We start from the raw sequence: 23,102 nt of genomic DNA on the forward strand, positions 1-23,102 counted from the left end.
ATAAAAATCATAGGTTTACAATAATTAACTTTTGCAATTTTGCATAAATATAGTCATAATGACTAGATTAAGAAAGGGAGTACAGCAAATGCGTGGCAATCCAGAAGTCGTAGACTATTTAAATATGTTGATTGGTGGCGAACTGGCTGCTCGCGATCAATATCTGATTCATTCCCGTATGTATGAAGATTGGGGTTTAAGCAAAATTTTTGAACGCATTGACCATGAAATGCAGGAAGAAGCGCAGCATGCCGATGCTTTAATTCGTCGTGTATTGTTCCTTGAAGGTATTCCAAATATGCAGCGCGATGACATCGACGTGGGTGAAGATGTGGTGTCTTGCTTAAAAGCCGATTTAAAACTGGAATATGAAGTGCGTGAAAAATTGGCGCAAGGCGTAAAATTGTGTGAAGAAAAGGGTGACTATGTCAGCCGTGATATGTTGCGTCAACAAATGACCGATACCGAAGAAGATCATACCTACTGGTTGGAAAAACAATTACGTTTAATTGAATTGATTGGTTTGCAAAACTACATTCAATCGCAAATGTAATCTGATCAAAGCAAAATAAACCAAAACCCGATTTGTGATAAATCGGGTTTTTTTATAGATCGTTTTTTATAGATTGGCTTCTTTATATCAATTGTTTTTTTAAAGGATGTGTCTTGGTGCTTGGTAGATGTTGATTGAGTCGATTCAGTATTATACTGAGGTGATTTTCTAACTTGAGAGCAAGCCACATGCAACAACAGATTTTATTGATTACAGGCTGGGGTGGTGGTACGGCACTCTTAAATCCGTTACAGCAAGTCTTGACCGCACAAGGTTTTCGGGTTGAGCTCATCAATATTTTTGATGCTGCCGATGCGCAGGTCATGCAGCAACAGGTCGAATTTGCACGTCAGTTTGATGTGATTATAGGTTGGTCATTGGGTGGACAATTGGCAACGCTATTGGTCGATGCGATTGCCAGTCAATATGCAGAATATAAAACCTTAATCAGCATTACATCCAATCCGTGTTTTGTTGCACAAGCAGATTGGGATACAGCCATGCCACAAGCGACGTTTGCCCAGTTTAAACAATCTTTTGCACAAGACCCCATTCTGACCCTAAAGCGTTTTGGTTTTATGGTGTGTCAGGGTGTCAGCAGCAGTAAAACGGACTTATTACAATTACAAAGTTTGGTTCAGCCGCAACCGCAATCTTTGCTTCAACAGGGCTTAAATTTATTGGAGAACTTAAACTTGGTTAAGATGCTTAAAAGTTACCCAGGTCAGCAGTATCATCTTTTTGCCGAGCAGGATGTTTTAGTTGATTGCAAAGTTGCACTTAAACTTCAAAATTTAGCTGCAAAGTTTTTAAGCGTAGATGTTTTACCAGGCTCACATGGTCTGCCATTGTTCCATGCCAATGAGCTGACTAGCAAAATCTGCCAATATTTACAGAAAAATCCGTCAACTCAAGTATAAGTGACAAATCTCGCAATTTATTTTGTAGGCAGACAGGTTTAAGATTTAGTACATCAAGTTTTTTACAAGATCAAGGATGATGGTGGGATGACAGAACAGATGGATTTGGCTTTTGATCGTGAACATCTTTGGCATCCTTACACTTCTATGACTCAGCCTTTGCCAACTTTCAAAGTCAAGCGAGCATTTGGTAGCACCATTGAACTTGAAGATGGTCGTCAATTGATTGACGGCATGTCATCGTGGTGGTGCGCGATTCATGGTTATAATCACCCTGAACTGAACCGTGCTGTGACCGAACAACTTAACAGCATGGCACATATCATGTTCGGTGGTTTAACTCACAGCCCAGCCATTGAGTTAGGGCGTTTGTTACTTGAAATTACCCCGCCGAGTTTAGATAAAATTTTTTATGCAGATTCAGGTTCAGTCGCCGTTGAAGTGGCGCTGAAAATGGCGGTGCAATACTGGACTGCACAAGGCAAAACTGAAAAAACCAATTTTATTACCACCCGTTCTGGCTATCATGGCGATACATGGAATGCCATGTCGGTTTGTGATCCTGTCACAGGGATGCATCAGGTTTTTGGTTCAAGTTTAGCGCGTCGTTATTTTGTATCTGCGCCGCAAACAGATTTTGATCAAGAGTGGAATCCTGCTGATATTGCAGAATTGGCGCAAAGTTTGGCCGAGCATCATCAGCAGATTGCCGCCATGATTATTGAGCCGATTGTGCAAGGTGCAGGCGGTATGCGCTTTTATCATCCTGAATATTTACGTCAAGCCAAATTGCTTTGTGAACAATATGATGTATTATTAATTTTTGATGAAATTGCCACAGGTTTTGGGCGTACAGGTAAGTTGTTTGCCTGGGAACATGCACAGGTCGAACCCGATATTATGTGTATCGGCAAAGGACTGACAGGCGGTTATATGACTTTGTCTGCTACCTTGACCACGAAGCATGTTGCAGAAACGATTTCGCAAGGTGAGGCAGGTGTGTTTATGCATGGCCCGACCTTTATGGCAAATCCACTGGCCTGCGCGGTTGCAGTCAAAAGTACTCAATTATTATTAGAACAAGACTGGCAAGCCAATATTCAACGCATTCAGCAGCAACTTGATCAGCATTTAACGCCATTAGCTAATTTGGCATGGGTACAGGATGTGCGGGTTTTAGGTGCAATTGGTGTGGTGGAACTTAAACATGCTGTCGATATGCAAAGCCTGCAACAAGAATTTGTGCAACGCGGTATTTGGGTGCGTCCATTTGGTAAATTGGTTTATGTGATGCCGCCGTATGTGATTACAGTAGCAGAACTAAATACCTTATTACAGCAATTGGCTGAGGTGGTGACAGGGATGCAAGGAGCGAGCGCATGAGTTTACTCGATCACTATGCAGAACAGCTTGATCAGCTTCACCAACAGGGTAATTTTCGTCAATTTCGCAGTAATCAGCAGCAAGGTAAAACGATTGAAATTCAGCAACAGCAGATGCTGAATTTATCTTCCAATGATTATTTGGGTTTAGCTTCTGACTTGCGCTTACGTGAACAGTTTTTTGATGAAACACCCAATGCGCAGCGTTTAATGAGTGCCTCTTCATCACGTTTACTGACTGGAAATTTCCCTGCCTATGAACAGCTTGAAGCTACATTAATGCAATTATTTCATGGGCGAGCTGCCTTGTTGTTTAATAGCGGCTATCACATGAATATTGGTATTTTACCTGCATTGGCAGATGCGAAAACTCTCATTTTGGCCGATAAACTGGTACATGCCAGCATGATTGATGGCATTCGTTTGTCATCTGCCAAATATTTGCGTTATCGACATAATGATTTGGCGCATTTGCAGCAATTGCTGACGCAATATCATGCTGATGAAAATTATGAACGTATTATTGTAGTGACTGAATCTATTTTTAGTATGGATGGTGATGAAACTGATTTAGTCGCGTTGGTCGCACTGAAACAGCAATTTGCCAAAGTCATGTTATATGTCGATGAAGCACATGCGATTGGCGTACGTGGGCAGCAAGGTTTAGGTTGTGCCGAACAGTATGGTGTGATTGATGCTATTGATTTTCTAGTCGGGACATTTGGCAAAGCCGTTGCTTCGATTGGGGGATATTTGATCTGTGATCCGATTATCCGTGATTACCTGATTAATCGGATGCGTCCGTTAATTTTTAGTACCGCGCAGCCACCTATTTGCATGGCATGGACGCAGTTTATGCTGAATCAGATTGTGAACATGCAGGCACAGCGTCAGCATTTGGCTGCCTTGAGCCAATATATGCAGCATGGGATTCGGGCCAAAGGTTTTGTTTGCCCATCTACTTCGCAAATTGTGCCTGTGATTATTGGCGACTCCAGTGCAACTGTAACTAAAGCCCAACAATTACAGACTGCAGGTTTTTATGTGATGCCTGTACGTCCACCGACTGTGCCCCAAGGCAGCTCAAGACTGCGGATTTGTTTAAATACGCAATTTGAAACGGTAGATTTAACGCCGTTATTGGATTTGCTTTGAGTGTGCGTATGCGTATAGATAAGGCACAAGTGGCACAGCGTTTTGCCCGCGCACATCAGAGTTATAAAACGCATGCTGTGGTGCAGCAGCAAATTTGTCAGCAGTTAATGGCAAAAATGCAGCAATATATTGTGCAGCAAAAGTTGTCAGATCAATCTCAACTTCGCTTTGAAAACGTCTTGGAAATCGGCTGTGGTTCGGGCAACTTAACCGACTTGTTACTGCGTGAATTTCAAATTCAACACCTGACTTTAAATGATTTATATGCCGAAGTGTTGCAAGCCTATCTGCATCATCCTCAAACAACTATCACGCAAATTCATGGCTTAATTGGCGATATAGAACAGCTCGATTTTCCACAGTCTTTGGATTTAATTTGTTCAAGCTCGGCTTTGCAATGGGTGGAAGATTTTGGAGCATTATTGCGTAAGGCGAATCAAGCGTTAAAGCCGCAAGGGTATTTGTGCTTTTCGACGTTTGGCCCTCAAAACTTGATGGAAATGAAGCAACTAACAGGGCAGGGCTTAGACTATTTCAGTGCAGTTGAGTTACAACAACTGCTGCAACAGCAAGGCTTTGAAGTGTTACATTGTTCAGAGCAGCTTGAATCATTAAGTTTTGAACATCCAAAACAGATTTTGCAGCATTTAAAAGCCACAGGTGTCACGGGTACAGCACAAGGGCAGCGTTGGAACAAAACGACTTTAACCGAGTTTTATCGGGGCTATGAACAGTTTAGTCAGCAGCATAGCTCACAGCAAAAAAGTTATACGCTCACGTATCATCCTATTTATTGTCTTGCAAGGAGAATGCCATGACAGCTCAAGTTTACTTTGTGAGTGGTATTGATACAGGGATTGGCAAAACCTATGCCACAGGTTATTTGGCCAAGACTATGAATGAACAGAGTATTCAGACCATTACCCAAAAACTGATTCAAACGGGCAATCAAGACGTTTCAGAAGATATTGAGCAGCATCGTAAAATTATGGGCAGCGAATGGTTGCCTGAAGATGATGACAAGCTCACTATGCCTGAAATTTTTAGTTATCCTGCTTCACCGCATTTGGCTACACAAATTGATGGTCGTGAAATTGACTTTGCTAAAATTGAGGCTGCGACTGCGCAACTAGCGGCAAAGTATGATGCAGTATTATTAGAAGGTGCGGGCGGGCTCATGGTGCCACTGACCACAGACCTACTCACCATCGACTATATTGAGCAAAAACAATACCCTGTCATTTTGGTGAGTTCTGGGCGCTTGGGTAGTATTAACCACACTTTGCTCAGTTTGGAAGCTTTAAAAACACGTGGTCTGAATTTACATGCATTGGCATATAATTTGAACGATGAATCACAAGACCCTTTAATTTCGCAAGATACTGCCAAGTATTTAAAAAATTATTTGGCAAAAAGCTTTCCAAAAGCACAGTGGATTGAAATTCCTGTATTGCCGAATATCTAATGGTTATTATTTTTTGTCCATTAAATTTGCCCAATTAAAAGCCACACATTCATGTGTGGCTTTTTTATCAATTTGGCATATTCAGCTATTAGAATTTCTTAAAGCTTTTATTGCCAAACGGTTTACGTGGTGCATTTTCGTCACGACGCTCGCGATTGCCGTAGTTGTTAGCATCCTGACGTTCACGGTTGCCGTAGCTATTACCATCTTGGCGACGTTCACGGTTGCCGTAACTGTTACCATCTTGGCGACGTTCGCGGTTGCCGTAACTGTTACCATCTTGGCGACGTTCACGGTTGCCGTAACTGTTACCATCTTGGCGACGTTCGCGGTTGCCGTAACTGTTACCATCTTGGCGTGGTTCACGGTTGCCGTAACTGTTACCTTCTTGGCGTGGTTCACGGTTGCCGTAACTGTGACCATCCTGACGACGTTCACGAGGTGCAAAACCTGTATTTTGCACAGCTTCATCAGTATCACGACGTTGCTGACGTAAGAAACCACCACGACGTGCTGCCAAAGGTTTTTCCTGCATACGTTCATTGCGGCGTTTTGCCATGCCGTACAAACCTGTGCCTTGACGTGGTTTTAATTCAACTGCTTTGGCAAGGTTATCGATGTCATTTTTATCCAATTCCATCCAGCGACCCGTACGCAATTCACGTGGTAAAATTACCGTGCCGTAACGGGTACGCAATAGACGGCTGACTTTCAGACCTTGTGATTCAAAAATACGACGAACTTCACGGTTACGACCTTCTTTTACCACCACTTGATACCAGCGGTTAATACCATCACCGCCAATTTCAGAGAAAGATTCAAACTTGGCAGGGCCATCATCTAGCACTACACCGCGTAGCATGTTGTTTTTCAGTTGTGGTGTGACTTCACCCATCACACGAACCGCATATTCACGTTCAATTTCGTTCGATGGGTGCATTAAACGGTTGGCTAATTCACCATCGTTAGTGAATAGCAATAAACCTGTCGAGTTAATGTCCAGACGACCAACCATTACCCAACGATCATTGGCAATTGCAGGTAAGTTATCAAATACAGTTGGGCGTTGTTCAGGGTCGTTGCGTGAGCAAATTTCGCCTTCTGGTTTATAGTAAATCAGAACACGACGACGAATTTCATCTTCAATTTGGAACTGAACTTTACGACCATCGATGCGAAGCTCATCACCTGGTTCGATACGTTCACCCACTTGGGCAACTTGGCCGTTGACACTCACACGACCAGCGGCAATGACTTCTTCCATATAACGGCGAGAACCCAAGCCTACTCGTGCGAGTACCTTTTGCAACTTTTCACTCATAACAGCACAACCTTAGAAATGATCATCAACAGTTTACCTATTCAAGACACAGATGCATCGAGTGCCATGAAAGCTTCCTTGGCATCCTGTAGGGGAGGCAATTGACTTAAGGAATTCAAGCCAAATGCATTTAAAAATTGGGGCGTTGTAACTAACAACGCAGGTCTTCCTGGGAGTTCCCGGAAACCAGATTCTTTAATCCAGTTCCAGTCAAATAATGTACGTAAAATTTGACTATTGTTTGATACTCCACGAATTTGTTCAATATCTGCACGGGTCACAGGCTGGTGGTAGGCAATCACCGCCAGTATTTCTAGTAGTGAGGGCGAAAGTCTGGTCGGACGTTCAGGCCATACCTGTGTAATTATTGTACGATACTTTGCCCGTACCTGAAAACGAAAACCTTGTGCGGTTTCGATCAGTTCAATCGAGCGACCATGTTGCAGTATGGCAAGTTGTTGTAAAAAATGGCGTAATTGCGCTTTGCTATATTTGTCCTGAAAGGCTTCTTTTAAGCGCGCCAAAGATACGGCGCTATCACTGGCAAAAATAATGGCTTCAAGTTGCATCAGTACTTCATGCTGTTGTTCGCCATCGGACAAACTTGAAATCATTGGTTCTGGATTCATGCTTGCGCCCCTTGAATGCTCAATGGTGCTTCAATACCGCTACTGATAATGCACAATTTTTGCTGGCGGGTCAGTTCTAAAATCGCCATAAAGGTCACCACCAAGCCCATTCGCCCCTGACTTGGTTTTAGCAACGTCTCGAAACTCAGTACTTCACCCGAGGCGAGTTTGGCTTCAATAAATGCAATCCGTTCTTCAAGTAAAACAGGTTCTTGCAAAATTTGATGCGTGACAGGTTCAGGACGGTTAAAAATGCAGAATAAGGCATCACGTAATTGATCGGCTGCATAGCCGACATTATTAACAGCAGTGTGTCCTAAACCAACATTGGTGGCAAAGGTGTCACGCTCTAAAACTGGCATTTGCCCAAGGCGTTCCGCTGCTTGCTTGACTCTCAAATATGTTTCTAAGCGATCAATCAGCTCTTGTTTCGGGTCTTTCTCAATTACATTGGCGCTTGGTGCTTTTGGCAATAATAGTCGTGATTTCAAATCGGCCAATAGTGCAGCCATCACCATATAGTCGGCTGTAAGTTCAATATTCAGTGATTTCATGGCATCCATATACGACAGATATTGCGATGCAATTGGGGCGATATCTAACTGGAGTAAATCGAAGCCATTTTTTTGAATCAGGTAAATTAAAAAGTCGAGTGGTCCTTCGAAATGCTCTAATAGAATTTCAAATGCTGCAGGAGGAATATACAAATCCTCTGGAATCGACTCTTGCCATTCATCTAACACACGAATGTGTTGGGTAAGTTCCATCGTGTTATGGAGGGGTTGATTCATTACAGTATTAGGCCACGCGAATTTTCAAAAGCATGCAAACGCTATTTCCGCTTTAGATAGGAGAAGCGGTAGAGAAATAGCGCAAAATTAATAGCGGCTAGTCTAAAGGATATCGTGGGTGAAATAAATCTGTTCTATGACCAAATGTCAAAAAAAGCCAAAAATAAATAGGGGTATTTTCTTTGGTGATGATGCCACGAAGAAAACAAATACGATGTGTATAAAGGAGTGCTTATTCAAAAGCACTCACATCTCCCACCCCACGACGCACAATTTTTGGATGATCCCCCGATAAATCAACAATACTGGTGGTGCTGAGTGTGCCTAAGCCACCATCAATCAGTACATCTATGCGTTTGTTGAGTTGTAGATCAATCTCGTATGGATCATCTAAAGGGTCTTCCTGACCTGGTAAAATGAGGGTGCTGGTTAGTAAAGGTTCACCCAGTTCTTTTAGTAGCATGCGACAAATGGGGTTGCTTGGAATGCGCAAACCAATGGTTTTTTTATTGGGATGCATTAAGCGGCGTGGCACTTCACTGGTCGCTGGTAAAATAAAGGTCGTGACCGCCGGGGTATTGTTTTTTAGTAAACGATACATGGCATTGTCTACTTTGGCGTAGGTGGCAATATCCGATAAATCGGCACAAATAATTGCGTATTGATGTTTTGCGCCTAAACCACGAATTTGTGAAATGCGCTCCATCGCGGTTTTATTACCAATCTGGCAACCAATTGCATAGGCTGCATCGGTTGGATAAACCACCACATCGCCTGCACGTATGCGTTCAACCGCTTGGCTGATGAGACGCGGCTGTGGATTTTCAGGATGTACTCTTAAATGCAACATGCGAATTCCTCAGTAGCGTATGTGTGACGTTAGGCTCATTATGAAAGGGGATTGATGTCACTTGCAATCATTGTCTTGTGCTTTATTGCATTTAATCTAGATTTTTACGTTCAAACTCTGCACTTTGTAATGTTTTGCCACCTCGGGTGCAGTAACAAATACATTCGATAAAGCGTTTTGCATCGCGCGGTAATTTGGTTTCTCCGTTAAAATAACGCTGTACTTGGGCAAAGACATTGTCTTTAAATGTGTGGCCATCTCCACCTTCACCTGTTAGGTTATCTAAAGACACACGGAATTTACGCCCAAACGCTTGAGCAAATAGCCATTCTATGGCTTGTGGCTTAATTTCGACTTGTTCAAACAAGGTCTGTTGTTCTTGAGTACGACCATCTGGAGCATACCAATAACCTAAGTCTGGTAATAAGCGCCTTTGTTCACCTGCAATGCACCAATGGCTAATTTCATGCAGTGCACTATTAAAGAAGCCATGAGCAAATTGAATCCGTGCAGGTTGGTCTGGCGTTGCAGGAAAGTACTCAGGTTCAAAATCACCTTTGACCAAATTCACATTTAGGTGGGAAAACCAGTGATTAAAGTGTAAGATAAGCCAGTCCACCTGTTCCGTTTCTGAAGTGAGTTTTGCCCAGTCCGAGAGTTGCACTTGAGAGGGCGAAGTGTCAGAATTGGTGGTTGGAAGTGTGCTCACAAGTGATGAAAAATTCACTTCTGTTTGCGGCTGCAACAGATGCATGACTGTGTTACCCAAAATTGGTCTGTCTAAATAAGTACAAAATTGTATCTTAATCTTTGACAGAGTACTGATGAATTTGTAGAATTGCCGCCTTAATTATGTCAGCAAATACCTTTCCGGCACAGATTGAGCCGTTTAAATGGGCTGAACAGGGCTTTACATGGTCAGGTAACCTGCCATTGTCTCGCTTTGCTCGTATTGTCCTTGAAGCTGTTGGATCAATTGATGATCAATTGGTTAACATAGACTGTAAGCTATCAATGGATGCGTATCATCGCATTGTATGGCTAGATGGTCATATTGAAACGAAAGTTCCAATGGAATGCCAGCGCTGCTTGGGTTCTGTAGAGATAGAACTCGTTTCAGATTTTCATCTAGCTCTTGTGGATGATGAGTCACTGATAGAGCGCTTGGATGAGGATGCTGATTTCATTGTATTAGGTGAGAGTGAAGCCACCATCAAAGGCGATTATGATTCGCCTGCGACGGCTAACTTACTGTCACTTATAGAAGATGAATTGTTATTGTTGTTGCCTTTACCTCCTAAGCATGGCGCTTGCGAGCATAAGCATCAACCTGCTATTCAGAACATTGCCGAAGAAAAACGTGATAATCCGTTTGATGTTTTGGCAAGTTTGAAAGGTAAACTTAACTGAAAATTATGTTATAATTTGCAGTTAAGACAACTCAATTTGTTCTGATCCATTTTTTCGATCTTTGTAAGGAGCCATCATGGCCGTTCAGCAAAACCGTAAAAGTCGCTCTCGCCGTGACATGCGCCGTTCACATGACGCTTTAACCGAGAATGCATTAACTGTAGACCAAGCTACTGGTGAAACTCATCGTCGTCACCACGTAACTAAAGATGGTTTCTACCGTGGTCGTCAATTATTCGCTAAAGCAGCAGATGCTGAATAATTGGTGATGTATTAAGCGTCAAGCTTAGTAGAAAAAATGGGAGCGTAAGCTCCCTTTTTTTGTGCCCGATTTTTGTTGTATTTGGCAATTACTAAAAGCAAAATTAAGTGTTAAATTTTCGCTCCATAACTGAGCTTACATGAGAAGGTGTGGGTTGTAGCTGCTAAAAACTACAATTTGCGCATCTTAATTAAAGGATTTTTTATGTCTGCTAAACGACTCGATCAAGCAGCTCAAGCCACTAAAACTGCATTTGTCTTTCCTGGTCAAGGCTCACAAAAAGCCGGTATGTTGGCTGAGCTTGCAGAACAGTTTAGCGGTGTGCGCGAAACATTTGCTGAAGCCTCTGAAGCAATTGGCTTTGACTTATGGCACATTGCACAAAGTGGCGAAGGTTTAGACCAAACAGAATTTACTCAGCCGGTATTACTCACTGCAAGTATCGCATTATGGCGTGTGTGGTTAGAGTTGGGTGGTGTTGCACCAAAATACTTAGCTGGGCACTCATTGGGCGAATACAGTGCATTAGTTGCTGCAGGCAGCTTGAGCTTGGGCGATGCAGTCAAATTGGTGAACTTACGTGGTAAGTTAATGCAAAACGCTGTACCACAAGGTCAGGGCGCAATGGCTGCTATTTTGGGTCTAGATGATGCCAAAGTGCTAGAGCTATGCGAACAAGTCAATGTGCAAGGTCGCGGCTCGGTAGAAGCAGCCAACTACAACGCGCAAGGGCAAGTGGTCATTGCAGGTGATAAAACTTTAGTCGAAGCTGTAATGGCATTGGCCAAAGAAAATGGTGGTAAAGCCATTGCTCTGCCTGTATCTGTACCTTCGCACTGTTCATTGATGAAACCTGCTGCCGAACAGTTTGCACAAGCTTTGGAACAAACTGCCATTGAGCTACCGCGTATTCCTGTAATACAAAATGTCAACGCTGGAATCGCGACAGATGTTGCGCAATTAGGTCAGGCACTCACTGCACAATTGTATCAATCGGTACAATGGACACAAACCATGCAGTACCTACAAGATCAGGGTATTGAATATATCGTGGAATGTGGACCAGGCAACGTATTGGCGAATCTTGCGAAGCGTTTACCGAATATTGAAAAAGCATTCCCACTCGACACGCAAAGTCGTATGGAAGATGCGCTAAATGCCATTTTGGTGGCAGAAGGGAAAATTGCATGACACAAGAACGTAAAGTTGCATTAGTCACAGGTGCAAGCCGAGGGATTGGTGCAGCCATCGCTCAGCAACTTATTCAAGACGGTTTTTTTGTGGTAGGTACTGCCACTTCTGAAGCGGGTGCAGAAAAATTATCGGCAAGTTTTGCAGAAAACGGTGCAGGTAAAGTTTTAGATGTTCGTGATGGCGCTGCCATTGATGCCTTAGTTTCTGACATTGAACAAAGCTATGGTTCAGTTTTGGTATTGGTCAACAATGCGGGCATCACCAAAGATAATTTGTTACTGCGTATGTCAGAAGATGATTGGGATGACATTCTCAACATTCACTTAAAGGCCGTTTACCGTTTATCTAAACGTGTCTTGAAAGGCATGACCAAAGCACGTTTTGGACGCATTATTAATATTAGTTCTGTGGTGGCACATTTTGCGAACCCAGGCCAAGCCAACTATTCTGCAGCAAAAGCCGGTATTGAAGCATTCAGCCGAAGCCTTGCTAAAGAAATGGGCAGTCGTCAAATTACAGTAAACTCGGTTGCTCCGGGCTTTATTGCAACTGAAATGACAGATCAGCTAAGTGAAGAAATTCGCAAAAAAATGAGTGAGCAAGTGGCATTAAACCGTTTAGGTGATCCACAAGATATCGCAAATGCAGTGAGTTTCTTGGCTTCAGACAAAGCTGGTTACATCACTGGTACAGTGTTACACGTAAATGGTGGTTTATACATGAGCTAAGCTCAACTATAAACTTTCAAAATTTTATAGATTCAATTAAACTAACGGCATTAAAAACGCCACAAGCAATGAGGAGAATTCCTGTGAGCGATATCGAACAACGCATTAAACAAGCGGTTGCAGAACAACTTGGTCTTAAAGCTGAAGAAATCAAAAACGAAGCATCTTTTATGGATGACTTAGGTGCTGACTCTTTAGACTTAGTAGAGCTTGTAATGTCTTTCGAAAACGATTTTGACATCACAATCCCAGACGAAGATTCTAACGAAATCACAACAGTTCAATCAGCAATTGACTACGTAACTAAAAAACTTGGTTAATTGTTGATTTCAGCACTGCTGAAATGAAAGCCACCGCAAGGTGGCTTTTTTATGTGCTGTCGTTTTTACAATCGAATATGAAGAGGGTGCATTTTGTTAAATATGTGATTTAGTTTAAATTTTGTTACCAAGCTCGTGTCTAATCACAACCGAAGTGACTTATTTTTTAGTTATAAATGAATCAGAACTGACACGTGCTTATGTAAATAAGCGACGCTTTATAACAGCAGAAAAAATAGGAGTACCTCATGGGTCTTTTTGATTTTGTAAAAGGGATTGGTAAGAAAAATACAGCACCTGCAGAGCCACAAACTGCACAGAGATGGATCCGTAAATTTGAACAACTCCTATAAGTGATATTCTGCTCCTCAAATGATGTTATAAACATCAATATATGGAGTATTTTATGGCACGTAGACCAAGAAGAAATCATTCAAATGATTTTAAAGCTAAGGTAGCACTTGCTGCGATTAAAGCAGAAAAAACACTTGCTGAATTGAGTGCTGAATTTGATGTTCATCAAAACCAAATTATTGACTGGAAAAATCAATTGATCTCAGCTTCCTCGCAAGCTTTCGATCAATCAAAAGCTCCATCAGAACCCCCCATTGATCTTAAAAAGTTACATGCAAAAATCGGTGAGCAGGCATTAGAAATTGATTTTTTAGAAGGTGTGTTGAAGAAACTGGGCCGCTTCAACCACAAAAGTTAATCGACGACTCACTTCAGATTTCAGTATCTAAGCAAGCTAAGCTGCTGAAAGTCTCCCGTGGTTGTTATTATTATCGCCCAAAACCTGTTAGCTCATCAGATCTGAAGCTGATGCGATGTATTGATGAATTACATATGCAATATCCTTTTGCAGGCAGTCGTATGATGCGTGATTTGTTGAATCGTCAAGGGCATCATATAGGACGACGTCATACACGTACTTTAATGAAGAAAATGGGTATTCAGGCGTTATATTGCAAACCAAATTTAAGCCAGGCTAATCAAGCTCACCGTAAATATCCATATCTGCTCAAAGGGTTGGCTATTCAGCGCAGTAATCAAGTGTGGTCTACGGATATAACGTATATCCCTATGGCAAAAGGCTTTGTTTATTTATGTGCTGTGATTGATTGGCATAGCCGCAAGGTACTTGCGCATAGGGTATCGATTAGTATGGAGGTGGATTTTTGTATTTCGGTTTTAAATGAAGCGATTGAAAAATATGGATCACCTGAAATATTGAATACAGACCAAGGCAGTCAGTTCACCAGTGATGCATTTATTGATGTATTGAAATCAAATGGCATTCAAATCAGTATGGATGGTAAAGGTCGATGGGTAGATAATGTGATGGTTGAACGATTATGGCGGAGCGTTAAATATGAAGAGGTGTATCTCAAAGCTTATAGCAGTGTCACAGATGCGAAAAAGCAATTAAGTGCATATTTTGAGTTTTATAATTTGAAACGACCTCATTCGAGTCTAGACATGAGAAGCACTGCTTCGCAAGGCTAAATGAGTTTTACTATGATCAGCTACCCCAACAAAACAAGGTAGCTTAACTAGAGCAGAATATCACTTATAAATAAGCTTTTAGTTGTTCAAACAAGTGGGACCACCTCTGCACCAAGCACACCAGCAGAACCTTCTGCACAAGAAATTGCCAATAAACTTTTGGGGCATGTAAAAAGCTTAGGTTTGCCAATTACAGGTTTATCGGTCAGCTATAACGCAACCACTGACTTAGCGACAGTGCGTGGACAGGTCAACAGTCAGGCAGATCGTGAAAAAATTATTCTTGCTGTGGGAAATATTGACCACGTTGCACAAGTGGATGATCAACTTACCGTTGCAACACCAGAACCAGCAAGTAAGTTCTATACTGTAAAATCAGGCGATACTTTGTCTAAAATTTCTAAAGAATTTTATGGGGATGCTAACCAATACAACAAAATCTTTGAAGCTAACCGTCCATTATTGAAAAATGCCGATGACATTTTTCCAGGGCAAGTGTTGCGTATTCCTGCTTAAATGTAAGTAACTTGAATAAAAAAGGCGCATGATGTGCCTTTTTTATTGTTTTTTTCGTTTTTTGGGTAATTGATTATTGTCCTATCCGCATACTGAACAAAAGTAGTAAAAAAAGGCTTTGTTGTATGAAAATTTTACAAGATAGTGATTTTTAAATGTTTGTGTAAACTTTAATAAATATAATACAATCATAGTGTTATGTATTTGTGCAACAAAGGTAAGCGTCCGCTGAATCCCATACCTATTTTTTAATTCGATTTAGGTTTCCAGCAGTGCGGCAGCAATTCTTCAATCTGGGTCACTTTATGTGTCGGCAGCCTTTTCAGCACATCACTTAAATAGGCATACGGATCCAAGCCATTCAGCTTCGCTGACTGGATTAACGTCATGATGTTTGCCGCTCGCTGACCACTGCGCAGCGAACCTGCAAACAGCCAGTTCTTGCGCCCCAACGCCCAGGGACGCATCTGATTCTCGACCCAATTATTGCAAATCGGTAGATTGCCATCATCCAGATAGCGGCTTAAAGCTGGCCAACGCTTCAGAGTGTAATTGATGGCCTTGGCGGTGGGAGAACTCGATGGCACTGTCAGATGATGTTGGTTGAGCCATTCATATAGTTGTTGCATCACTGGTTGACTATGCTGTTGTCGGTATTCGCGGCGGTCTTCCGCTGTACCATCGGTCTTTTTCCTGAGCTCTGCTTCTATCGCATACAGTTTCTGAATCAGCACTAATGCCTGTTCAGCGACCTGACTTTTCCCAGTTACATGCAGTTCATGGAATTTACGACGTGCATGCGCCATGCAGCCCACCTCAATGACATCGCCTGATTTAAAGCGTGCTTTATAACCACTGTAATCATCACAGACTAGATAGCCCTGCCAGCCTTTCAAGAACTCTTCAGCATGCTGGCCTGAACGACTATCCTGAAAGTCATAGATCACCGCCTGAACTGGATTGTACTGTGTAGTGGCATAGGCCCAGACATAACCTTTCTTCGGTTTTTTATTATTCTCACCCATCCGCATGATGGTGACCGGTGTTTCATCTGCATGCAGCACCTGCTGTTGTAGTACCACCTCTTTTAAGGCATTGGCCAGAGGTTCCAGTTCTACACCGCAGCGACCTATCCAGTCAGATAAAGTTGATCTAGAAAGTTCGATTCCCGCCCGCTGATAGATCAGACGTTGACGGTACAGCGGCAAATGATCGGCATACTTCGATACCAGCACATGGCTGAGCAATTCAGGTGAAGCAATGCCTTTATCAATCACATAGGCGGGCATCGCTTGCTGAGTCAGAGTGTCACACTGATCACAGACCCATTTACCACGCACATGCTGTTCCTTATAGAACTGTGCCGGTCTGAAATGCAGTTTTTCACTGACATCTTCGCCGATACGACGGAGTTGGCAGCCACAAGCACATTGGGTTGATGCAGGTTCATGCTCAATACGGATGGTGTGTAGATGATCTGGCAGTGGTCGACGTTTAGGTTTATTGGTTTTGGCTTTCTGTGTCGCTGCATTGGTTTTATCTGCATTTAGCCGTTCCAGTTCTAGATCAACCGCGGCAATATCTTCTTCAACCGCTTCATCCCACAGATGGATTTGTTTTGCCGTTAAGTGTTCATTCTTTTGGGCGAATTCGTGCTTTTTAAACAGCGCCAGTTCATGCTCGTATTTTTGATTGAGAATAGAAAGATGCTGAACTTTGGCATCCAATTGCTGGTTTGATTTTTCTAATTCTTGATTTGATTGTGCCAGAGACTGATGCTGCATTGCCAACTGTCTGGTAAATTCCAGCAGTTGTTCATGGGTCAGTTGGTTTAAGTCAGGCAGTGTATTCATGACCGCAGTATGCCTGAGGTCATGAAGAGAATGAAATAGAACGTTTGGAGGATGGCAGAATGGTCGAGCTTGGTTTAGAGCATCGTCACTACCTGCTGTCGTCCAATGCGCTGCCAGGGCAAACCTTGGATTAATGCCTGTAACTGTTCCGGGCTGAGGGCCACGGTTTCACCTTGGTGAACTTGAGCCCAGTGAAATTTACCCTGTTCCAAACGCCGGGCACACAGCCAGATGCCCAGTCCATCATGTACCAACACTTTCATGCGATGGCCACGTTTATTACAGAACAGGTAAGCACAATGCGGTTTGATGTAGCCAAAGGCTCTCACCACCTGGGCCATGGTCGTATCCATACCTGCACGCATGTCCATGGGCTGAGTAGACAACCAGATTTCATCAATGCGGATCATGTTGCAAGTGCCTTGAGTAATTCTGCCAAGGCAGGTATTTCTGATGTCTGCCATTTTAGCTGAATATCATTATTCGTATGAGGCACGGTGATACACAACGTGATCCTCTCATCAATAGGTTGGCTGATTGCAGCAGTGTAAGGCAAAGCAATAAATGCTGGATTCACATGAGTAGGATCTTGCACGGCACCATCATGATGGCTGAAGATCCTGATCCAACGACTGACAAGGTTGGCATTAATACTATGTTGCAGTGCGACCGAAGCGATCGAGGTATTAGGATTTTTACAGGCATTGACAATACTGAGTTTGAATTCTTTGCTGTATGTTCTGCGTTTTTTAGCAACAGGAGGTGTTGCTGAATATATATCCATGTTCATGGATTAAGTCCCCACTTGTTTTTAGGTGGGAACTAAATTAAGGCTTATAGGATCGCTTGGTAAGGCTGTGTTAGCCGGATGCTTACCAACAAAGCCATAAAATACTAGATTGTATCTTTAAAAAAACCGCCATGAATGGCGGTTTTTTTTAAGACAACTTATGTGTCGCGTTATGCGGCACGGTATTACCAGCTCAACGCACCGCCTGTCTGATAATCAGTCACACGCGTTTCAAAGAAGTTCTTCTCTTTACGCAAGTCCATCATTTCAGACATCCATTGGAACGGGTTGTTTACGCCAACAAACTGTTCAGGTAAACCGAGCTGACTTAAACGACGGTTACAGATGAATTTCAAATATTCTTCCATCATGCCTGCGTTCATGCCCAATACACCACGTGGCATAGTGTCACGCGCATATTCAATTTCAAGCATTGTGCCTTCAAGAATCATTTGAATCACTTCTTGCTGGAATTCTGAAGTCCACAAGTGTGGGTTCTCAATCTTGATTTGGTTAATCATGTCGATACCAAAGTTCAAGTGCATAGATTCATCACGTAAAATGTATTGGAATTGCTCTGCAACACCGTTCATTTTGTTACGACGACCCATCGACAAGATTTGGCTGAAACCGCAGTAGAAGAAAATACCTTCAAGTACACAATAGAATGCGATCAAGTTGCGTAGCAAAATTTGGTCGTTTTCTGGTGTACCTGTTTTGAAAGTAGGATCGCTTAAAGATTGCGTGTACTTCAAGCCCCATGCTGCTTTACGTGCAACCGATGGTACTTCGCGGTACATATTGAAGACTTCACCTTCATCCATACCTAAAGATTCGATGCAGTACTGGTAAGCGTGAGTATGAATTGCTTCTTCAAAGGCTTGACGCAAAATGTACTGGCGGCATTCAGGGTTGGTAATGTGGCGATAAATAGCCAATACCAAGTTGTTAGCAACCAATGAGTCTGCAGTAGAGAAGAAACCAAGTGAACGCATTACAATGGTACGCTCATCTTCAGTTAAACCATTTTCAGACTTCCACAACGCGATGTCGTGGTTCATGTTGACTTCTTGCGGCATCCAGTGGTTTGCGCAACCATCTAGATATTTTTGCCATGCCCATTCATATTTGAACGGTACAAGCTGGTTTAAGTCTGCACGACAGTTGATCATGGCTTTATCATCAACCTGTACGCGTGACGCACCCATTTCCAACTCTTCAAGACCTGGAGCAACATCCAGTTGTTCTAGAGCGTTAGATGCTCTTGCCAACGGATCGGTTGAATCTGTTGCTCCACTTCTAGGGGCTGCAGCGGGTTGTGTAGCTGCCACAGGCGTCTGTGGTTGCTCTGCATCAGATACCATCTGCGTATCATACGCTTTTTGCGGCTCGACGGGCGCAGGCTTGTGTTCAAGAGCAGCCGGTTTTTGCGAATCATCTTCGAAATCGTCCCAACTTAGGATAGACATATCAATTCTCTCTTCGTTGCTTTATATCTTTTATGGACATCCAGCCACGCTGAGATGTCTTAATATACGCTTAATTTGTGAAAGCAAAATTAAGTTTTGCTCATCTTGGTCTGAAAAATGTACATTCCGACCAACTTGCTCACGACTTATTTTGCTTTCGCTTTTGTTTCACCGCTTGTACCCAAAAGTAAGCAATCGGTGCGTAAAACAACACCACAAAGGAAACCAGCAACACCGCGAGTCCTAACATATAGTTGTGGGTCATGTGTGGCATGGTGGGTTCCTTTTACTTTTAGTTTGTGAATCCTAGCCGAAACTAGGATTCACGTTTAAATCATTTTTTAGATGATTTACTAGGCTTGATTGTTTCAGTAACTGTAGTTTTAGGATGCTTTTTTGCATAGCCTTCAGTTACGAAACGACCAGTTCCTGCATCACGAGAAACTTTTTTCGTAGCCATAGAGATAATCTCCATTACAAATTTAAGATGACTCTTACTGGCTCGTTTCTCGAATCGATGATACAATCCGTTCACGCATTTACTTATGCCAGCCTCGTTGTGACCATCTTGGTATCACTTCGAGATTGAAAGCCTTCTAGTTAGTTTTGACGGACGCTAGAGGGCTTTTTTATTGCCTGAATTTCGTAATCCCCCTAAGCCCCCTTTGGAAAGGGGGATTTTCTCCCTCCTTTATTAAAGGAGGGTCGGGGAGGATTTAAAACCTGTCAGATTACTGACATGCCTCACAATCAGGGTTGTCAATTGAACATGCCATTGGCACTGGCGCTGCTTGAGCAAAATCTTCATCAACTGCTGCAGCTGCTTCTGGTGCAACGGCTGCCACAGGAGCTGCAGTTACGGTTGCAGGTTTTACTGCGTTCAATGCACCTGTGTTAATGGTCGATTTCTCTGCAGAAGTCGCACCCAATGCACGTAGGTAATAAGTCGTTTTCAGACCACGTAACCATGCCATTTTATAAGTCAGGTCAAGTTTCTTACCGTTTGCACCTGCAATATACAAGTTCAACGATTGCGCCTGATCAATCCATTTTTGACGACGTGATGCAGCATCCACAATCCAACGCGGCTCAACTTCAAACGCAGTCGCGAAGATTGCTTTCAACTCTTCAGGAATACGTGAAATTTTTTGTACTGAACCTTCAAAGTGTTTCAGATCATTCACCATTACAGAATCCCACAAATCACGTTCTTTCAATGCACGAACGAGGTAAGGGTTGATTACTGTAAATTCACCAGACAAGTTCGACTTCACATATAAGTTCTGGAATGTCGGCTCAATAGATTGAGAAACGCCACAAATATTTGAAATGGTTGCAGTCGGTGCAATCGCCATCACGTTTGAGTTACGCATACCGTCTTTTTGAACTTTGGCACGTAAGCTGTCCCAATCCAAACGCTGTGTACGGTCTACTTCAAACATACGTTCTGGACGCGATTTCGCCACAATGTCTAAAGAGTCAATTGGTAAGATGCCTTGATCCCACAATGAACCTTTAAATGTTTCGTAAGTACCACGCTCAACCGCCAAGTCGCTAGACGTTTGAATCGCGTAGTAGCTAATCACTTCCATAGATTCATCGGCAAATTCAACTGCAGCATCTGAACCATAAGCCAAGTTCATTTCATAAAGTGCATCTTGGAAGCCCATGATGCCCATACCTACAGGACGATGTTTCAAGTTTGAATTGCGTGCTTGTGGTACCGCGTAGTAGTTGATGTCGATCACGTTGTCGAGCATACGAACCGCTGTTTTTACTGTACGTGCAAGCTTTTCACGGTCTAACACACCACCTTGAACGTGTTGTACAAGGTTGATCGAACCTAAGTTACATACCGCAATTTCATCTTTGCTTGTATTTAATGTGATTTCTGTACACAAGTTAGAAGAGTGAACTACACCAACGTGTTGTTGTGGTGAACGTAAGTTACATACGTCTTTGAATGTGATCCACGGGTGACCAGTTTCAAACAGCATCGACAGCATTTTGCGCCACAAATCTTTTGCACGGATTTTCTTGTGCAACATGTTTGTTTCTTTTGCAATTGCTTCATAGTGTGCATAACGCTCAGCAAAAGCTTCGCCCGTTAAGTCGTGTAGGTCTGGTGTTTCAGATGGTGTGAACAGTGTCCATTCTGCATCTTCGAATACACGTTGCATGAACAGGTCAGGAACCCAGTTCGCAGTGTTCATGTCATGCGTACGACGACGGTCATCACCAGTATTTTTACGTAGCTCTAGGAACTCTTCGATGTCCAAGTGCCAAGTTTCAAGGTATGCACAGACTGCACCTTTACGCTTACCACCTTGATTGACCGCAACAGCAGTATCGTTTGCCACTTTCAGGAATGGAACAACACCTTGTGACTTACCGTTAGTCCCTTTGATGTATGAGTTCAAGGCACGCACTGGCGTCCAGTCATTACCTAAACCGCCTGCCCATTTAGATAGCATTGCGTTATCACGCATAGCGCCATAAATGTCATACAGGTCATCATCAATGGTCGTTAAATAGCAGCTTGATAACTGTGGACGTAGCGTACCTGAATTAAACAGGGTAGGCGTAGATGCCATGTAGTCGAAGCTAGACAATAAGTTATAGAACTCGATTGCACGTGCTTCACGGTCATCTTCATTAAGCGCCAGACCCATTGACACACGCATAAAGAATAATTGTGGAAGTTCAAATCGTACGCCATCTGAGTGAATGAAATAACGGTCAAATAAAGTTTGCAGACCTAAATAGGTAAATTGGTTTGAGCGCTCAGGCTGAATCGCTGCAGCAAGTTTGTCAAGGTCAAACTCAAGTAAGTCTGCAGAAAGCAAATCAAGCTCTATACCTTTTTTCAGGAAAGTTTCTAATGCTTCGCCTTCAGGTGTATCTGTTGCCAAACCTAAAAACTCTAAACCTGTTGCCACTAAGTCATTACGCAATAAACGTGCAGTCACATAAGTATAGTTCGGCTCTTGCTCAATACGGGTACGGGTCGCCATCATCATGGTGGTTGAGATGTCTGACTCTTTTACACCGTTGTAGAGGTTTTTTACGGTTTCATCAATGATGGCATCTACATCAATGCCTTCTAAACCTTCTGCCGCTTTATTCACGGTTGCTTTTAAAGCACTTAAATCTAGTGGTTTAAGCTGACCGTTTGCGTCGGTCACTTGTAACGTCGGGTGATGATTTTCACCTGCTTGCTTACGTGCTTCTGAGCGTTGTTCACGGTAGATGACATAAGCACGAGCAACTTTTTGCTCGCCTGTACGCATAAGCGCAAGTTCAACTTGATCTTGAATTTCTTCAATATGGATGGTTCCGCCAGACGGTAAACGGCGGTTGAATGTGTTCAACACCATTTCAGTCAGTTGTTCGATCCGATCATGAATGCGGCTTGAATCGGCGCTTTGTTGACCTTCTACAGCCAAAAACGCTTTGCCAATTGCAACTGCAATTTTTTCAGCATCAAAAGCGGCAACATCACCAGTGCGTTTAATCACTTGTAATTGACCAGGGGTTGAGGTGATTACGCTCATGTCAGCATAGCTCCATTGTCATCTATTGTTATGTTTATGGACCATTAAACTGGGCAAAATTTAGGCCGCAGTGATTGAGGGATAAACACAAGACTTAGTGGTTTAAAATTGAATTGAACACAAGATACGGGAAAATTGAGGGTAGATCAATATTGACTTTTTCTTTTAAATTTTGACTGATTTGGAATTAAGATTTATCTCAAAAATACCGATTTTTGTCCTTTGGGCTATAAGCCTTATCAGGCAAGGGCATAGCATAGCAAAGCTCGGAAAAACTGCTTATAGATAACCTTGTGGATAACTTGAAAAGTTAAGAGATAATTTTTTTAAATCAAGCAAGAGCTTGATCTAGTGCAAAAAAAACCATTTTGTAACCTAATATTTTTCAAACCTATTTAAAAATCACTAAAATTAGAAAAGTACTATAAATTCAA

23 protein-coding genes and 3 pseudogenes are annotated in these 23,102 nt (G+C 42.6%); 14 read left to right on the forward strand and 12 right to left on the reverse strand.

Annotation, left to right across the window (positions count from 1 at the left end; genetic code table 11):
- Positions 1 to 88 precede the first annotated feature (88 nt).
- The 6 genes from ftn (at position 89) to bioD (ending at position 5,475) form a co-directional block, all read left to right on the forward strand.
- On the forward strand, positions 89 to 553 hold the full coding sequence (ftn, locus tag AC0T5Z_RS03370; RefSeq protein WP_291339554.1) for a heteropolymeric bacterioferritin subunit Ftn: 465 nt from the start codon (positions 89 to 91) through the stop codon (positions 551 to 553).
- A 188-nt stretch (positions 554 to 741) separates the two neighbouring features.
- Positions 742 to 1,473 carry an alpha/beta hydrolase family protein gene (locus AC0T5Z_RS03375; RefSeq protein WP_435337375.1) on the forward strand — a complete coding sequence of 244 codons (732 nt, stop codon included), beginning with the start codon at positions 742 to 744 and terminating at the stop codon, positions 1,471 to 1,473.
- A 99-nt stretch (positions 1,474 to 1,572) separates the two neighbouring features.
- Positions 1,573 to 2,856 (forward strand): adenosylmethionine--8-amino-7-oxononanoate transaminase, encoded by a 1,284-nt coding sequence (gene bioA, locus AC0T5Z_RS03380; protein ID WP_291339600.1) that lies wholly within the window; start codon positions 1,573 to 1,575, stop codon positions 2,854 to 2,856.
- Positions 2,853 to 4,010 (forward strand): 8-amino-7-oxononanoate synthase, encoded by a 1,158-nt coding sequence (locus AC0T5Z_RS03385; protein ID WP_435337374.1) that lies wholly within the window; start codon positions 2,853 to 2,855, stop codon positions 4,008 to 4,010. Before bioA ends, AC0T5Z_RS03385 begins: the two co-directional genes overlap by 4 nt.
- A gap of 8 nt (positions 4,011 to 4,018) precedes the next feature.
- Positions 4,019 to 4,828, forward strand: a complete 810-nt coding sequence (gene bioC, locus AC0T5Z_RS03390) for a malonyl-ACP O-methyltransferase BioC (protein ID WP_435337373.1) — start codon at positions 4,019 to 4,021, stop codon at positions 4,826 to 4,828.
- Entirely contained in the window at positions 4,825 to 5,475 is a 651-nt protein-coding gene (bioD, locus tag AC0T5Z_RS03395) for a dethiobiotin synthase (protein ID WP_435337372.1), read from the forward strand. Before bioC ends, bioD begins: the two co-directional genes overlap by 4 nt.
- Before the next feature lie 400 nt (positions 5,476 to 5,875).
- On the opposite strand, the pseudogene rluB reads toward bioD, so the two are convergent.
- The 5 genes and pseudogenes from rluB to AC0T5Z_RS03420 all read right to left on the reverse strand — a co-directional run.
- Positions 5,876 to 6,796 (reverse strand): annotated as a pseudogene (rluB, locus tag AC0T5Z_RS03400) (23S rRNA pseudouridine(2605) synthase RluB); the annotation flags it as partial.
- Between the two features lie 41 nt (positions 6,797 to 6,837).
- Entirely contained in the window at positions 6,838 to 7,425 is a 588-nt protein-coding gene (gene scpB, locus AC0T5Z_RS03405) for an SMC-Scp complex subunit ScpB (RefSeq protein WP_291339541.1), read from the reverse strand.
- Positions 7,422 to 8,216: a segregation and condensation protein A gene (locus AC0T5Z_RS03410; RefSeq protein ID WP_291339539.1), complete on the reverse strand. Its 795-nt coding sequence runs from the start codon at positions 8,214 to 8,216 to the stop codon at positions 7,422 to 7,424. The genes scpB and AC0T5Z_RS03410 overlap by 4 nt, the downstream gene beginning before the upstream one ends.
- A 232-nt stretch (positions 8,217 to 8,448) precedes the next feature.
- Positions 8,449 to 9,066, reverse strand: coding sequence for an L-threonylcarbamoyladenylate synthase (locus tag AC0T5Z_RS03415; RefSeq protein ID WP_291339536.1), 618 nt, complete (start codon positions 9,064 to 9,066; stop codon positions 8,449 to 8,451).
- A gap of 91 nt (positions 9,067 to 9,157) precedes the next feature.
- On the reverse strand, positions 9,158 to 9,820 hold the full coding sequence (locus AC0T5Z_RS03420) for an elongation factor P hydroxylase (RefSeq protein WP_291339534.1): 663 nt from the start codon (positions 9,818 to 9,820) through the stop codon (positions 9,158 to 9,160).
- A gap of 98 nt (positions 9,821 to 9,918) precedes the next feature.
- On the opposite strand from AC0T5Z_RS03420, the gene AC0T5Z_RS03425 reads away from it, so the two are divergent.
- The 8 genes and pseudogenes from AC0T5Z_RS03425 (at position 9,919) to lysM (ending at position 15,002) form a co-directional block, all read left to right on the forward strand.
- On the forward strand, positions 9,919 to 10,476 hold the full coding sequence (locus AC0T5Z_RS03425) for a YceD family protein (protein WP_291339532.1): 558 nt from the start codon (positions 9,919 to 9,921) through the stop codon (positions 10,474 to 10,476).
- 76 nt (positions 10,477 to 10,552) lie between these two features.
- The gene (gene rpmF / locus AC0T5Z_RS03430; protein WP_000290730.1) at positions 10,553 to 10,738 is read left to right on the forward strand and encodes a 50S ribosomal protein L32; all 186 of its coding nucleotides are present in this window, start codon (positions 10,553 to 10,555) and stop codon (positions 10,736 to 10,738) included.
- Positions 10,739 to 10,942: 204 nt separating this feature from the next.
- Complete coding sequence (fabD, locus tag AC0T5Z_RS03435) at positions 10,943 to 11,929, forward strand: ACP S-malonyltransferase (protein ID WP_291338818.1); 987 nt, start codon at positions 10,943 to 10,945, stop codon at positions 11,927 to 11,929.
- On the forward strand, positions 11,926 to 12,660 hold the full coding sequence (fabG, locus tag AC0T5Z_RS03440; RefSeq protein ID WP_019837736.1) for a 3-oxoacyl-ACP reductase FabG: 735 nt from the start codon (positions 11,926 to 11,928) through the stop codon (positions 12,658 to 12,660). The genes fabD and fabG overlap by 4 nt, the downstream gene beginning before the upstream one ends.
- A gap of 83 nt (positions 12,661 to 12,743) precedes the next feature.
- Positions 12,744 to 12,980, forward strand: a complete 237-nt coding sequence (gene acpP, locus AC0T5Z_RS03445) for an acyl carrier protein (protein ID WP_179993624.1) — start codon at positions 12,744 to 12,746, stop codon at positions 12,978 to 12,980.
- A gap of 248 nt (positions 12,981 to 13,228) precedes the next feature.
- Positions 13,229 to 13,297 (forward strand): annotated as a pseudogene (locus AC0T5Z_RS03450) (peptidoglycan-binding protein LysM); the annotation flags it as partial.
- A gap of 89 nt (positions 13,298 to 13,386) precedes the next feature.
- Positions 13,387 to 14,533: pseudogene (locus AC0T5Z_RS03455) on the forward strand (IS3 family transposase).
- A 10-nt stretch (positions 14,534 to 14,543) separates the two neighbouring features.
- Positions 14,544 to 15,002, forward strand: a complete 459-nt coding sequence (gene lysM, locus AC0T5Z_RS03460) for a peptidoglycan-binding protein LysM (RefSeq protein WP_435337861.1) — start codon at positions 14,544 to 14,546, stop codon at positions 15,000 to 15,002.
- 248 nt (positions 15,003 to 15,250) lie between these two features.
- Here lysM and tnpC read toward each other — a convergent pair whose 3' ends face one another.
- The 7 genes from tnpC to AC0T5Z_RS03495 form a co-directional block, all read right to left on the reverse strand.
- Positions 15,251 to 16,855 carry an IS66 family transposase gene (gene tnpC / locus AC0T5Z_RS03465; RefSeq protein ID WP_473786261.1) on the reverse strand — a complete coding sequence of 535 codons (1,605 nt, stop codon included), beginning with the start codon at positions 16,853 to 16,855 and terminating at the stop codon, positions 15,251 to 15,253.
- A 74-nt stretch (positions 16,856 to 16,929) separates the two neighbouring features.
- Positions 16,930 to 17,265 (reverse strand): IS66 family insertion sequence element accessory protein TnpB, encoded by a 336-nt coding sequence (gene tnpB / locus AC0T5Z_RS03470; protein WP_000618091.1) that lies wholly within the window; start codon positions 17,263 to 17,265, stop codon positions 16,930 to 16,932.
- Complete coding sequence (locus tag AC0T5Z_RS03475) at positions 17,262 to 17,645, reverse strand: transposase (protein ID WP_019836977.1); 384 nt, start codon at positions 17,643 to 17,645, stop codon at positions 17,262 to 17,264. The genes tnpB and AC0T5Z_RS03475 overlap by 4 nt, the downstream gene beginning before the upstream one ends.
- 185 nt (positions 17,646 to 17,830) lie before the next feature.
- Positions 17,831 to 19,114, reverse strand: a complete 1,284-nt coding sequence (locus tag AC0T5Z_RS03480; protein ID WP_291338816.1) for a ribonucleotide-diphosphate reductase subunit beta — start codon at positions 19,112 to 19,114, stop codon at positions 17,831 to 17,833.
- A 139-nt stretch (positions 19,115 to 19,253) separates the two neighbouring features.
- On the reverse strand, positions 19,254 to 19,388 hold the full coding sequence (locus tag AC0T5Z_RS03485) for a hypothetical protein (protein WP_266097251.1): 135 nt from the start codon (positions 19,386 to 19,388) through the stop codon (positions 19,254 to 19,256).
- A gap of 60 nt (positions 19,389 to 19,448) precedes the next feature.
- Positions 19,449 to 19,574, reverse strand: coding sequence for a hypothetical protein (locus tag AC0T5Z_RS03490; protein WP_004732081.1), 126 nt, complete (start codon positions 19,572 to 19,574; stop codon positions 19,449 to 19,451).
- Positions 19,575 to 19,845: 271 nt separating this feature from the next.
- Positions 19,846 to 22,668 carry a ribonucleoside-diphosphate reductase subunit alpha gene (locus AC0T5Z_RS03495; RefSeq protein WP_435337672.1) on the reverse strand — a complete coding sequence of 941 codons (2,823 nt, stop codon included), beginning with the start codon at positions 22,666 to 22,668 and terminating at the stop codon, positions 19,846 to 19,848.
- Between the last annotated feature and the right edge of the window lie 434 nt (positions 22,669 to 23,102).

The sequence above is a fragment of the Acinetobacter pengchengensis genome (assembly GCF_982235305.1).